We start from the raw sequence: 14,911 nt of genomic DNA, 5'->3' as shown, positions 1-14,911 counted from the left end.
AGAAACCTTTATAAATGATTAACTATTTTAAAAGTGTGGCTGCAAAATACTTATGTAGAATGACAATAAAGCTATTTATTTTTAAAACCTTAACACACCTAACCCTGTCCTAAAATTAGGATAGGGTTAAAATAAAGTTGTTTAAATTTTGATGAAAAACACTTCATTGAACTTAAAAAACAACAATAAAGTCGTTTAATATCTAGTTTTTATTCCATAATAGTGCCCTTTAATGGAATAACCTAAAAAAATATTGCCTCAGTCCTAAAATCACTCAATTCTTTCTATTAGTTACAAGCAATACCGTCTCTATTTCTATCCAAGCGATGGTCTCCAAAGCCAGCTGCCTTTGATTCTTTCATAAATTCAGTTGCTTCAGAAGCGTTACTAAAATCAGAACAATCCCTATCTTCTTTAAAATTGTAAATTGGAGTAGATGAGACATTGGCTTTTTCAGCTTTTTTAGATTCGTCTTCTTCTACTTTTCTTTTAGCATGTTCTTCCTCTGTTTCTTCTTGAGCTCTCTTCATATCTTCTTCCATTTCTTTTGCGTACTTTTTACCTTCAATTTCTCTTTGTTTTTCTTCTAACTTTGTTTTCTTCATTTCAGCTATATGTCGTTCGTAAACACAGGGGCCAATAGACCAAATTAAAAATAATAATAATATTATTAGTAAAAGGACTCCTTTGGCATATGTTTTTTCTTTTTTCTTTCTATAATAGCACCATAAAACTGTAAGAATAATTGCAAGAAATAATATGAGATTCCAAATTGAACCTACAATACATTCTAATATAAGCATAAACAAGTATAGGCACCCAAGTATAAGCAACAATTTAATTACTTTAATAATATCCTTGTCCTTCATTTTGTTCCTCCGTTAATATTCTAGTCAATTAGCACTAATCAATTTTAGTTGTAAACACATGATAAGTAAATTAAAAATTTGGTCCGAGAAAAAAAGTGATGATCAGTTTGAATTAAAAGAAGGGACACTTTATCGATCATTAATACTTTTACTTAGCTTAAGTACAATTCTTCACAATCTTTTCCATGGTTTTGTAAAATTTCTAATTTCTACGAAATGTTTTATTCAACAATATGGCCTGATTATAGTATGACTAGCGTTTTAAACAAACTTTATTATTTTTTAAACGACTTTAAAATTAAACAACTTTATTGTTACTTAACAACATAGACATTTCCTCGCTTTGTTTTGTGTATGTAGATTGTCGCAGATGAAAGTACAAAACAAACATCAAAGAATTCTTGCTAATATCAGTCGTATTTGGGCTGACTGATACTTACGATTGTTTGTTATTGTAAAAAATTAGTATATTGGTTATTCTTTAATCATCTAATTAATCCTTAAACTAACCTGGTAGTGTTAGTTTAAGACGGAAAAGGGTATAGGACCAAAATGTTTAAGAGGTCCCTTTTTTAGGATCATATTTTTACTTTCATTAATTTGGGAATAAAAGATATATATTAATGGATGGATGGAAGTAGGTGATTTAATGGACATTTTTAATGAGTATTTCCCCCCTTTATTAGTTGTTATTATTGGTGCTTCATTAGCTTACTTTTATGGAAGGAAGAATAATAATTATGTTAATTTTCATAGTAAAGCTAAAGAAAATATTGAGGATTTATTAGAACCTATGTACTTTCGATTAAAAGATATAATTAGTATAGATGATAAGTATGAAAGAGAATTAAAATTGGACAAATGGTTAAATGACTACACGCCTTATGAAGTTCCTATTCATAAATTGGGTGATAAATCCCTCATAGAAAAGTTCCTAAAGATAAGGGAAATGTTCCAAAACCTAAGTGAAAAAAGATTAGAGACTGAAGAGGAGTTTTATAAAGGTTTAAAAGACTTCCATAATAATCTTGAGAGACAGTATTGGTCTATTTTTAATTCTCTTTATAAGGATTATATTTGGTATAATCGTATTTTAAATACCCATTTTACTTATAGAGTATTTCTAGAATGTATTAGGTATATAAGAAACTTTAGTCAATTTCTCCTTATTATAAGTGGAATAACTATATTTCTAGGCATGTATTTTAGAATCTTGAAGGAATTTAATCATTTTGATGATTTATACTTAATACCTTATGACTTAATGGTATTAGCTGTATTTACTGTTGGCCTGTCATTAGCACTTATGGTGTTTATTGAATGGTTTATTCCAGGAAAATTTTCGTTTTTAATGGAAAAGAAAATAGGAGAAAGTGTTCTTAAAACATCTAAGAAATTGTTGAAATTTTTTAAGGGGATATTTAAAAATTGATTAGAGGGAACAAAATAAGATTATCTTAATAAATTATAAAAAATCGATTTTGGATTTTTTTCAATCTTTTACAGGGGATGATGTGCTGGTGGCTAGTTTCTGTCCATGTTGGGATTGTTGTGAACGCATAATAGGATAATGTTTCTTCAAACTCATTTATATGTTTCTTTAATAATGCAGTTTGAATTCGATTTAAGGATTTTTTCATTTTTATGATAATTTTTTCTCCTTCCGGTAAATATAGGATTAGGTTTATGCTTCCTCTTGTAATAGGGGGCTTTCAGGTTCTTCATACCAGTTACTTATAAGAATATAATTGAAAATGCTCACCTATTTGCTCACCTGACATTGAAATATCATGACACTAAGTGAAGTTATTTTAGGTGGCTTTGACCAAATGTGTTGATATTATTACCTTGTTACTTCCTATTAAATTATGAATTGAATGGGCGGCATGATGTAATAAGGGGTTAAAACCTTGTTATATCAACGTCTAGAATGATAATATGCTATTCTTGTCCTCGTTTTTTAAAAAACACTGCAACCTGTGACAAAAAAGCTAACTATAGGAGAAGGTCTTTCATCAGTTTGCTAAACTGTTGGGAGGCCTTTTCTTCCATATTGGCTCATGTGATCATAGATATTCATTGTAGTATTAATATCTGTATGTCTAAGTCGCTGTTGTATTTCTTTAATGCCAACTCCAGCTTCAATCAATAATGAAGTTTGCGAATGTCTAAATGAGTGTGGAGTAATGTTCTTTTCTATTTCTGCTTTTTTTAGAAGCCTTTTTAGCCGGGTCTCAATAACTTTTCTTAATTGTGGATGCCCATTCTCTCAAGAAGGAGCCTTTTTTTAAAATTTGGCAACCAGGGTATTTCTATATAATTACAGTTGGAAAGTGCGATAATTTGTACTAGGGTTATCCCCATTAATCCTATTAAGCTATGTGACAACGGGTTTGGAATAGCAGAACTATTTGCTAGAGGTTTGTTGATTTTATGGCCACCTATTAAAGAGGCTGAAATATAAAAAAAGGCCCAATATAATAGAAAGTCTATCAGTTCAAATGTACCAATGAAAAAGGGGTTGACCCCGTAAGGCCAACCCCTTGCAAACTGTTATTTTATTGTAAGCGTTACAGAATTATAGTTTTTCCCATTACCAAGTGGATTGAAGTTTTTCTCAATGTTTCCTGCGGCGTCCACAGTGAAATAATTGATGGTTGTTGTCTTTTCAATTTTTAATGTTTCTGCAAATTCACGGGTGCCGCTTAATTTAATTTTAGTTGATTGGAAGGTAGGGCGGCTGCCGTCAAGCGTATAATAAATCGTGGCTGGCTCACTTGTTTCAACCTTAACATCAACCGGACCTGTGTAGTTACCGTTTCCAGGTGTAGCTTTTGAGGAAGGCGGCTGATGGTCTTTTGCACTGTTGTAGGCTACTTTCATTAAGCCAATCAACCCATTGGCAAATTCCATTGCTTCTTCATGACCTTCTGCAAAGGCTGGCTGGAATCCAACTGCCTGCCATCTTTTTGTATCCTTATTCCATAAATCTGCCCCTACTTCGAAGTTCCAGGCATAAATCCCCTTTTCATACCATAGGTAGTCCGCAGAGTTACCTGCAGCAGAGTATAGTACGTCAGGAATTGGACCTGTACGGCTAGGTAGAATGACCGTTCCGCGGTGGTCTTGAATATCATTTAAGATGTTATCAGAAGCTGCCCAGTAAAAAGCTTCTTCACCAGCTGATGGGCGTGGCAGTGTTGTACGTTTTGAATCGTAAGCACCAGGGGACCACATGAAGTAGCCGCCATAACTATGAATATTCATTGCAAACTTAATATTTGGGTTTTTGTCAGCAAGCCAGACAAGGTTTCTTCCTTCAGGCTCAGAGTTTTCAGCTGGTCCTGCGTAAGTATCTCCTGTGCAACTTGTACCTCCGCCAATATAGCCATCAAAAACGGAACCAACAGAATGGTTGCGGTTAAGGTCAACTCCCCAATTATTTCGGTACCCAGGATCAGAGGCAGTGGGACCACAGTGATTGGTCATATTTTTACGCTGCATATTGTAATCATTTAAGCTGTAATTAGCACCATCAGGGTTTACTGAAGGTACAAGGAATATATCAAGATTATCAACAAGCTTTCTTGTCTCACTATCTTGACTATAGTTTCGCAGTAGTCTTTCCGCCGTTTCGATTGTTACGAGTGGGGTCACCCATTCACGGGCATGCTCCTGAGCATATCCAAGAACACCTGGTTTAGAACCGTCACGATGCTTGCCGATTCGGATCGCTTTTACTGTAAAAGGATCACGGGAAACGTCTGCCCCAGCTTTCAAGCCGTCAGTTAATATCGCAGCATTTGTAGTTGGTGCGACAACACCAGCACCAGTATTACCGCGGTATGTAGTCGCAGTGACAAGTTGGCTAGCATTCTCATTCAGTGCTTTAACCACTTGTGCGGCAGTACTTGTTGCCTTTCCTGACGAATCAGTAGCTAAATCTACTAAAATCTTGGTACCATCCACAGTCACTTTTAGTGGTGCATTATTGGTTCCCGGATTCTTGAATTCTACCGATACATCATTCCCGCCTTCATGCCCCCATGCTTTTGAGGAAACAACAACTGCGAGATTGGTCGTGCCGCCGATAGTTGCTTGGGCAAGACGTCTGTAACCATTTGTTTTATTTGGCATATCAATGATTTCTACCAAGTTTGGGAATTCTTTTGAAAGATTTTCGGCACGTTCATATAATTCATTTGGTGCCATATAGTGGTCAACAAAATCCGTAACATAATCTGTTTTTGGATGTTTCGGCTCTTTCCCTAACCATTCAGTAATGGTGCTCGTAGCTGTTCCTCCAAGATTACTTTCAATTTTAACAGATGAAGGAATGGCGCTAACTGGTAAAAGCAAATAGTGATATAAATATTCACCGTAATCTACCAATCTAGAAAGTGTAGCAGATTTTTCCTCACCGTTCTCGGTCCAAGTTGCTTTAAGTGCTGTGCTAGCAGTCGCACCGGCGCTTGATTTCACTTCGAGATATAGGAAGGTGCCTGATTGATTGGTAAAATGGTTTGCCCTAAGGACTTTAAGTGTATCCTCGGAAGCTGCCAGACTGGCTTGCAGCTGGACAGTAGATTGCCGCTCTGCCACGCGTGTGCTCCATTGATTTTCGGTGATCAGGGTCTCTTTTACATTGATGCCAAAGGTCTTTAACATGGCAATTTCTGTTGGTGTGACAACGGCATCCACTTCATAGACTCCGTCGTGTGCTTGGATTCTGTGGGTAAGGTCAATTCCAAGCTCAAGAAGCTTGTCCTTTGCCTTATCATTTGGTACGACAAGTTGAACAATTGAGACCGATTCTTTCTTAGGAATCGGCTGGTCAGGTTGTTCGACCGCTGCAACCGGAATACTTAGGCCTGTATAAAATGTAGAGAACCCTAGTCCGGTTATGGCAGTCATCACCACTAAATTCCTTTTCCATTTCTGCTTTTTCTGTTGTGTCAAAAACTGCACCCCCAAAATGCTAAAAATTTTAATACAAGCTTATTGTAAGTTGAATGTACTTAATATCTTGTCGTAAAATCAGAGGCAGTTAAAAATACAAAAATTTTATTGAGAAAATATAATACTTTATTTTAGAAGATTGAATTTTAGACTGTTTTTCCTATTTAAAAAGTACTGCGCCACTCGAAATCCAGTAATTTTAGGAGTACAAAATTACTAGATTTTATTCCGTTATAATTCCTATAAACTGTATATTGGTAATCAACTGTTTTTATTGTTTAATATTGTTTAATATTGTTGCTGTTTGTTTAATTTTGTAAAAGGAAAGTTGTAATATATTTCATGTGAATTGCGGCTCTATTGTTAAAAACCATCAAATGCCTATCAACCTTTGTGCCAGTCCAACATTTAATAAAGAAACAAGAATTATTATGAATAGGAATGATGGGGAATGGCAAAAAGAAACCGAGGAAAATCAATCAGCCACTTGCCTTCAAATGGCAGAGGGACATGCCCACTGTGTGAAAGAACAGGAGTAAAGCTTCTCTACCCGCACAAAACTGAAACATCCCAAACCATCAAAGTCTGCAAAAACTGCCGCCATAAATAAAAATCTTATAGTAAAAAATCACATTCAGCAATTGACCGTAAAAATTGAAACCATGGAAATGGTGGCTATTACTATGGTAAAAGTGCTACAAGCAAGTAACAACCGCACAGAAGCAGAATCTGCTATTAAAAAACCGAATATAGTCTATTACATGAGAATGCATGAGAATCTATTGAACTCTAGTAGATTACCATATATTCTCTTTTTTAGTATTATCAAGCGATGGTGATCCAGAGAAAGATTGAAAGTTCACTGTAAGAGGAGGCGAACCAGGCATGGTCCAACTTGCCTGAGGATCAACGCCTTAAGCGGGTGTTTTTTTTAGAGGCTCTTTTCGTAAAGATTGTTGTTTTTAAAACGAAACTATTTAAGGTTGATTGGAGCGGAAGTGCGAGACTCATGCGGGAGCAACGGGACAGGTGAGACCCCACAGGCGTTTACGCCGAGGAGGCTCACCGCCCGCCCCGCGGAAAGCGAGCATCTGGAGGGGAAATCAACCACAACTCACTACCTGGTAAATAGCAACAAAGTATGTGAAAACAGCCTTTTTAAAAAAGACATCGATTTGGAAAAAGGACAGTTTGTCCGTACTTATATCAATGAGCGTTTTGTGGAACGGTTGAAAAAGAAATGGAACTTTAAGTAAGTCAAGGAAGGACATGCTTTACATTAACATAATGAATGATAAAAATATTTACATTCTTTAATCCAATAGATCCACATAATATCAGTAATTACTTCAGTTTTCCAATCTTATTTCATGGTTTCAATCATAGAACTTTACCTAACAACAAAGTTGTATCAAAAAACCATCTAGCTGAAAAATGCCACAAAAGTCCTTGCAAACAAGTATACAAGGACTTTTATAAATTACATAAAAGAAATAGCACCACTAATAATAGCTAATATTGTTAAGATTAACGTTGTCAAGATGGCCCATTTGTATGCGAATTTCTGATATTCTCCAAGGTCTTTATCAACCATGCCAACTAATAGAATGGTTGATGCAACAAGTGGACTCATTAAATGAGCGGGTTGTCCCAATATAGAAGCACGAGCAATTTCCAATGGGCTAATACCATAGGCTGATGCTGCTTCTGCAAGAATAGGGAGAACTCCAAAATAATAGGCATCATTCGATAAAACAAAAGTGAATGGCATACTTGTAATGCCAACAATGACGGGAAAAAACTGTCCTAATGAAGCAGGTATTATCGCAACCAGTCCATTAGCGATAGCATCAACCATTTTTGTACCGGAAAAGATTCCTGCAAATACTCCTGCCGCAAAAACTAATAGAACAACAATCAAAGCGTTTCCAGAATGTGCTAAGATACGTCTTTTTTGCATTTCCAGATTGGGGTAGTTAACCATTAAAGCTATAGCGAAACCGACCAAAAATAAAATGGGGGAAGGAACCAATCCCATAATAAGCATGACCATAATGCCTGCCACAATTAATAAGTTAACCCACAAAAAACGAGGACGTTTAATGTCAATATGAGGAAATGTTTCAATGGCTTCATTTTCAACAGTAGCAGCTATTTCATTTTTGAACTCTTCTATGTGTATTACACCAAGTCGTTTACGTTCTCTTTTCCCTAAAATAAATGCGACGAAAATAACCCAAAGAGCACCACCGATCATGGTAGGAATAAGTGGAACAAAAAATTCGGATGCATCAAGTCCCAATACTGCTATTGCTCGGGTAGCAGGTCCTCCCCAGGGGGTCATACCACTCATAACACTTAAAGCCAGCATGGCTACAGTGGCTAAAACCAATGGATTCATACCGATTCGTTTATAAAGTGGATACATAGCTGAAACAGTAATGATATACGTTGTTGTACCGTCTCCATCTAGGGCCACAAGTAATGCAAGAATTGTGGTACCCATCGAAATTTTGACAGGATCTCCCTTGACAACTTCTAATAACTTTTTGATAAGTGGGTCAAATAAGCCCGTATCTATCATAATGCCAAAAAACAATATGGCGAATAATAATAGAGCTGCAGAAGGAGCGACTAGCTTAATGCCTTCCATCATCATAGTGCCAATTTTACTTCCAAAACCACCAACTCCTGCAAAAACGATCGGAACTAAAGTTAAAGCAACAATGGGTGATAAACGTTTGGACATAATTAAATAGGTAAAAACGGTAACCATGGAGATGCCTAAAATTGTAAGAAACATTATTAAATCCCCTCCCAAATATTGAATGCGCTTTCAATTGATCTCTGGATGACTAAGAATTAATTTCGTGACTCTTCATAAAAAATTAACTGGTAGATTAATAAGTTTTACATTATGCTTATGCGCTTTTCTTTATTAAAGGTAATACAGGGAGAACAATAAGTTAAATACATATTTTTTTTGTGTTGGTATCAAAATAATTTATTCTAAAAAAAAGATTGGAGGGAGGAGAACAAAGAAAGGCAAAGGATAAGTGATACAATAAAGAAATTTTTAAAAATTTAATGCTATTTTTTTTAGTATTTAAAAAGAAGGTCATCATCTAAATATTGTGAATGATGACCTTCTTTTCTTTATAAATCACACTTTTTCAGTGTCCTTGAGCAAAGCTCTCTCCTTTTTTAATTAACATTTAGTTTTAACGTTACTGTTCTTGTCTTTTTTTCTTAAACTTAATTTTAATACCAATCTTAGTAATGGAGGCACTGCGGCATAAATAAAAGCCATCCGAAATAGTTGATAGCTGGTAACAGTAGATACATCAGCATTTACTTCTTGTGCAATGATTCCCATTTGATCCATTCCACCAGGGGCTAAACTTAAAAAACCCGTAATAGTCGATAAATCATAATACTGGGTCAGTAGAAAACTAAAAAACATTGTTGCGCAGATCAAAATCAGTCCGTTCATCAAAGCAAATAATAAGGTTTTTCTTTTGTTGTCAAGTTGTTCCGGTTTTAATAGTAAACCGATATAACCGCCAACCATAAATTGAGATATATCAAGAAGTGAAGGAGGAAGTGGTGGTCCCTGCAAACCAAAAAGGCCTACTGCCGCAACAGCGATTACTGGTCCTAAAAAGTAAGGAGCTGGTAATTTGAATATTTTACCTATTCTTGCTGCGAGAAAACAAATAAGCGCGAACAGAAAGATAAGAGGAAATAAATCACTCCACTCAGGAATAACGTTATAGATTATTTTAGATGAGTCATTGGTACTTTTCGCTGCAAAAATGGGACTGAAAATTAAAAGGGGAACTAAGAAAACAACCATTATCACTCTTGTAACATGGAAAAAGGTTACGGTAGTAATATCAATACCTTTCATTTCTTCTGCAAACACAACAATTTGTGACAAACCTCCAGGTATACTACTCGTTAAGGAGGTAGGGTAGTCAATGCCGGAATATTTTGACATAACAAAAGCTGTACATGCACACACAAGGACAATTAAGGTTGTAAGGATCAACATTGAAGGAAGGTGACTAATCATGTCAAACAGTGAGCTCTTGGTAAAAGAGATGCCAATTGAATAACCTACAATAATTAATCCAGTATTTCTCATCGAAACGGGCCAAATCAATTTAACGTTTTTGAAACGTGATGCAATTAATAGGGCTGCCATTGGACCTAGAAGCCAGGGGATTGGCAATCTGATAAGAGAGAAAAGGCTGCCTCCAATAAAAGCAGTTAGAAGTGCAGCTGAAAATTGGATTGTCTTGCTTGCATCATTTAAATCCCACTTTTTCATATTAATTCTCTTCCTTTGTACTAGTTTTATTTCGATTCGTCTTATTTCATTGTTTGGAATCATTAAGAAAATCAATAAATGCTTTTACTTGTGCCAAATCCATAGTCACATCTCGGTAAAAAACCCAAGTTTCTCTAAGCAAAAAGCTATTATCGCTTAATACAATGGGGAAAGTATACAGTGGTTCATCATCTTTAATACAGATTTCTGGTAAAATGGCATATCCTAAACCATTAAGAACCAGTTCCTTACATGTTTCAATCCGATCTACCTCCATTGAAATCTTAGGTGGTGACGCAAATGTTTCCTGCCACCAGTTTTCAATAGTATTTCTTAACGATTGGTCTGTCTGATAATTAACTCTAGGAAGAAAAGGAAGTTCTTTTAATTCAATTTTTTTACTGGAGGCAATGCAAATCTTTTCTTCTTGAAACAACACTTTATTTTCCTGCCATTTGTAAGGACCTCTAACGATCCCGAGGTGTGCTTCTTCTTTTTGAAGCATCTGATGAATTTGAGAACTCCATCCAGTTTTCAAACTGATTTCAACCTCTGGATATAAGGTTAGAAATTCTTTTAATAATACTGGTAGTTTATATCGGGCAAACAAGCCAGATACACCCAAGCGCAAAGTTCCTTTTACTTTTTTATCCAAATTTGAAATATGTTCTTTTGCAGCTCCTAATTGCTTACGCATATTCTTCGAGTATTGAACGAGGTATTCCCCTTCAACTGTAAACTCGACACCTCTTTTGCCTCTAGAGATTAAATTTGTTTTGAATTCTTTCTCCAGCTGTTTTATACGATAGGATAAAGCTGGCTGAGAAATAAATAGTCGTTGTGCTGCTTTTGTTATATTTCTTTCTTCGTAAAGAGTAATTAATATAAGCCAGTCTTTTTCATCCATAAAATTTTTCTCCTTTAACCATAAAAAATATTTATGGGTAATTATAAATAATGATAATTTATTTGATTTCTAAAAGTATAATACAACTAATGAAAAAAGAAATCTATCTTTTTATGTAAACCAATAGACTCACTATAGTTTTGCTTTTCCAACATCCTTTCATAAATTTTTTCTATGGCAATGAATAAAAAAACAATATTATTTTTATTCATTATTTTCACTTATTATTTACATGAAGAGTTATCACTACTTAACAGGAGGGGTAAAAATGTCAAATACACAAAATTATGATGTAGTTGTAGTAGGGGCAGGAAATGCAGCTTTATGTGCCGCAATCTCAGCAAAAGAGGGAGGTGCTAGAGTTCTTGTATTAGAACGGGGACCATTGGAAAAGCGTGGAGGGAACTCTTTCTTCACGGATGGAGCCATTCGTGTAGCATACAATAATTTAGACGCAATCAGAAAAGTAATACCTGAATTAACAGATGAAGAATCCGATTTAATTGTAATGCCTGAATACACGGAATCCGACTATTACAATGATTTAATGCGAGTAACAGGTGGACAAAGTAATCCTGAGTTAGCAAAACAGCTGGTTACTAAATCGTATGAAACAATTGCGTGGATGCGTGATCAGGGAATAAAATTTGAATTGAATTATGAAAATCAATCTTTCGTACAAGCTGGCAAGCGCAATTTCTGGGGGGGACTGCCTATCAAAACGGAAGATAAAGGCGTGGGCTTAATGAGACAGCTCTTTGCGCGGACAGAAGAAATTGGCATTGACGTATGGTACGATTCACGTGCTGTGGAGCTTGTATCAGAGAATAACACAATATCCGGTGTCGTTGTTGAGAAGGATCAAACAATGGTAACAGTTCAGACATCCGGTGTGATTTTGGCTTGTGGCGGCTTTGAAGCCAATAAGAAAATGAGATGTGAAAATATTGGTGAAGAATGGGAAGCGGCAATTGTTCGTGGAACCGAGTTCAACACAGGAGACGGCATTTCCATGGCTATGGCAGTAGGGGCTCAAAAATTTGGGCAGTGGTCTGGATGTCATTCGATTGGGACAGATTATAACGCGCCAAAAGTAGGAGATTTCACAAAGCCGGGAGATATTTTTAAAAAGCATTCTTATCCGTACAGCGTCATGCTTAATAATGAAGGGAAACGTTTTGTTGATGAAGGAGCAGATCTGCGAAATTACACTTATGCCAAATACGGCCGTGAGGTATTAAAACAGCCTGGACATGTGGCATATCAAATTTATGATGCACAGGTACGCCCGATGCTGCGTAAAGAATATGACCTTGAAGAAGCGACTTTTTATAAAGCAGATACACTTGGAGAGTTGGCTAGTTTACTGCCGGTCGATCAAACGCAATTCCTTAAAACGATCGAAGAATATAACAGTGCCGTACAAGATGGCGAATATAGACCCGCAGAGAAAGATGGCAAAGGAACGAAAGGACTTACCCCTCCTAAATCCAACTGGGCACTTCGAATTGAGCAAGGTCCATTCTACGCTTTCCCCGTAACGTGCGGAATCACCTTCTCGTTCGGCGGTTTGCATGTAGATGTTACGGGACATGTGTTAAACAAAGAAGAACAACCGATAAATGGTCTCTTTGCGGCTGGTGAAATGATTGGGGGTATTTTTTATGAAAACTATCCTGGTGGATCCGGGTTAATGTCTGGAGCAGTCTTTGGAAAATTAGCTGGTTCATCCGCAGCCCACTATATTCAAGAAAAGGTTGAAGCGGTCAATAATCATTGAGTCTTTTCCTTGAATGGTTAATTAGATAAGAATTCGTCCAAAAAATCTAGGGATACATTAAATAGAAGAATGAAAAACAGCCAAGGCTTTAAAAAGTTCTTGGCTGTTTGGTACTTCAAATATTAAAAGTCTTTATGCATTGACTAAAACTCATATCATATAGGGATATGAGTTAGCTTTAAGCGTCCTGATGGCCAGACAATATCTTATTTTTCTTCTATTATAGCTATTCAATTTTAGCACCAGCTGAATGGATCAGCTGGGCACTATCGCGCATGAAGTCAGCGCTGACTTATCAACAGTTACCAGATATCAACTATTTTATATGATATATATTTATATAGCTGTTCTTACTTTGCTCCGATTGATGCTAAATTTGAGCCTGTGAAAAAGGATACCATTCAATAAATAATGGGTTGGTTTGTGGGTGTTTTTCCCTATAACAAGGATGATAGATAACAATTAGTTTTCTTTTTGGTTAAATACTCCAGTAACCATGAAAATCGGGATTCAGTATATCCAAACTTGTATAAGGGTGAGCGCTCCGCCCGGAAAATTTTCATCCATTCTCAATCCTATTTTACAATTGAATTTTGTAGGCATCGGTTAGTTGGAGATACATTATAGTCTGGGCTCTATTGAAAACTCACTTATACAAAACAAGGATCATTGAAGTAAACTATTTCGGAAAGAATTTTAGTGCCTTTCATATTTTTGAATAGTTCTTTCGCTTCTTTTTCTGTGTCAAATTCAAAAATTTTAATATTTCCTTTTAAAAAGACAGTGATGACCCACATTGAAAAGCCTCCAAGTGATAGATAATTTTTTTTGCTGTAATTTGCAAATCAATTCAAATCAAGCTAATTGATAGGAAAGCTCGTAATTTTTTTTCGTGTACACGTATCCCTCTAAAATGATTCTCGCTGTGCGTACCACTTTAATAGCGCGTATGTGTCCTGCCAAAAAATCAACTTTCGTTTCCATGATCCCTGCCGGGTGGGCTAATCGAAAAATTTCCTGTTTAATGTTCACCATCTCAGATAAAATCGTTTCCTGTAAGTAAGCTCCTGCAGTTGCACAGATGGCTCCTGTAATAGCAAGAGCTTGATGGGGCTTTTGCATCGACATCATTCTGATCATCAAATCCATCTCTGACGCTTTTCTTTCCGATCCGTTTAGGTCGACGTAATCCATAGGAGGAGCAATTAGGGTCATTTTAGGCACAGCAGGAGATTTGACAGTTGCTGATTTCTTATCGGAAAATTGACACATTTCAGCTGCAATCGACCGGATTTCTTCTAGTTCATTTAATTTTTCCTGTGAATAATCAGTGGGCAATTCGCTTCCGTTTAGACCAATATCCTGTGCCCTTACAAAAACAAGTGGATTGGCAACATCAATGATTGAAACTTGAATCAGTCGATCCTTCGTTTTAATCATGTCAATTGGATTTCCTGTAGGGAATAGTTTTCCTGTAACGGCTCCTTCAGCACGAGTAAAAGAAAGATAGATAGGTGATCCTTTACCAGGCACGCCTGGAATTGAGCAGCTGCCTTCTTTTTTCACTTGTCCATTTTCAACCTCTACTTCTGCAATTATCAATTTCTGTGTATTCGTGTTAAAAATTCTCACCGTTGTTACAGGTTCTTGTATAGGAACTAATCCTTGCTCAATTGCGTAAGGTCCTACAGCAGATGAAATATTCCCACAATTTCCTTTAAAATCAACCATTTGATTATCGATGCTGATTTGCGCAAATGTATATTCCACATCGAATTCCGGTGAATCTGATTTTTTGATGATCGCTGCTTTACTTGTCAATGAATTCGCTCCTCCAAGACCATCGATCTGTCTCCGATCCGGACTGCCCATCACGTCAAGTAAGAAATCTTCCCAGAGTGAGCGATTCGAAGGCATATGTTCAAAGTTAAGGAACACACCTTTACTTGTTCCGCCGCGCATTACAACTACAGGTACTTTCATTGTATAACCACCTTTTCTCAAATCAATATTTATAGCACTACCGGTTCCTTTGAAAATATAGTATGATAAGTTCATTCATA

The 14,911-nt window shown here is 36.2% G+C and carries 9 protein-coding genes and 1 pseudogene; 2 read left to right on the top strand and 8 right to left on the bottom strand.

What is annotated here, in order from left to right:
• Positions 1–287: 287 nt before the first annotated feature.
• Entirely contained in the window at positions 288–869 is a 582-nt protein-coding gene (locus ACFX4H_RS22245; RefSeq protein WP_377436236.1) for an excalibur calcium-binding domain-containing protein, read from the bottom strand.
• A 631-nt stretch (positions 870–1,500) separates the two neighbouring features.
• Here ACFX4H_RS22245 and ACFX4H_RS22240 point away from each other — a divergent pair.
• The gene (locus ACFX4H_RS22240; protein WP_377436235.1) at positions 1,501–2,301 is read left to right on the top strand and encodes a hypothetical protein; all 801 of its coding nucleotides are present in this window, start codon (positions 1,501–1,503) and stop codon (positions 2,299–2,301) included.
• A gap of 563 nt (positions 2,302–2,864) precedes the next feature.
• On the opposite strand, the pseudogene ACFX4H_RS22235 reads toward ACFX4H_RS22240, so the two are convergent.
• The 5 genes and pseudogenes from ACFX4H_RS22235 to ACFX4H_RS22215 all read right to left on the bottom strand — a co-directional run.
• A pseudogene (locus ACFX4H_RS22235) lies at positions 2,865–3,135 on the bottom strand (tyrosine-type recombinase/integrase); the annotation flags it as partial.
• Between the two features lie 287 nt (positions 3,136–3,422).
• Positions 3,423–5,828, bottom strand: coding sequence for a M14 family metallopeptidase (locus ACFX4H_RS22230; protein WP_377436234.1), 2,406 nt, complete (start codon positions 5,826–5,828; stop codon positions 3,423–3,425).
• Positions 5,829–7,308: 1,480 nt separating this feature from the next.
• The gene (locus tag ACFX4H_RS22225) at positions 7,309–8,631 is read right to left on the bottom strand and encodes a CitMHS family transporter (RefSeq protein ID WP_377436233.1); all 1,323 of its coding nucleotides are present in this window, start codon (positions 8,629–8,631) and stop codon (positions 7,309–7,311) included.
• 405 nt (positions 8,632–9,036) lie between these two features.
• Complete coding sequence (locus ACFX4H_RS22220; RefSeq protein ID WP_377436232.1) at positions 9,037–10,161, bottom strand: AbrB family transcriptional regulator; 1,125 nt, start codon at positions 10,159–10,161, stop codon at positions 9,037–9,039.
• A gap of 46 nt (positions 10,162–10,207) precedes the next feature.
• A complete protein-coding gene (locus tag ACFX4H_RS22215) occupies positions 10,208–11,068 on the bottom strand; it encodes a LysR family transcriptional regulator (RefSeq protein WP_241637557.1) in 861 nt (286 codons plus the stop codon).
• A 268-nt stretch (positions 11,069–11,336) separates the two neighbouring features.
• Here ACFX4H_RS22215 and tcuA point away from each other — a divergent pair, with 268 nt between their 5' ends.
• The gene (gene tcuA, locus ACFX4H_RS22210; RefSeq protein WP_377436231.1) at positions 11,337–12,848 is read left to right on the top strand and encodes an FAD-dependent tricarballylate dehydrogenase TcuA; all 1,512 of its coding nucleotides are present in this window, start codon (positions 11,337–11,339) and stop codon (positions 12,846–12,848) included.
• Between the two features lie 650 nt (positions 12,849–13,498).
• Here the strand turns inward: tcuA and ACFX4H_RS22205 are convergent.
• Together ACFX4H_RS22205 and ACFX4H_RS22200 are read right to left on the bottom strand one after the other, a co-directional pair.
• A complete protein-coding gene (locus ACFX4H_RS22205) occupies positions 13,499–13,645 on the bottom strand; it encodes a hypothetical protein (RefSeq protein ID WP_164468794.1) in 147 nt (48 codons plus the stop codon).
• 58 nt (positions 13,646–13,703) lie between these two features.
• Complete coding sequence (locus ACFX4H_RS22200; RefSeq protein ID WP_249598261.1) at positions 13,704–14,831, bottom strand: 2-methylaconitate cis-trans isomerase PrpF family protein; 1,128 nt, start codon at positions 14,829–14,831, stop codon at positions 13,704–13,706.
• Positions 14,832–14,911: the final 80 nt, after the last annotated feature.

This window comes from Peribacillus sp. YIM B13477 (genome assembly GCF_042787955.1).
Lineage (GTDB): Bacteria > Bacillota > Bacilli > Bacillales > DSM-1321 > Peribacillus > Peribacillus frigoritolerans.
Note: the sequence above shows the minus strand (reverse complement) of the source record. Positions and strands in the feature narration are given on the sequence as shown.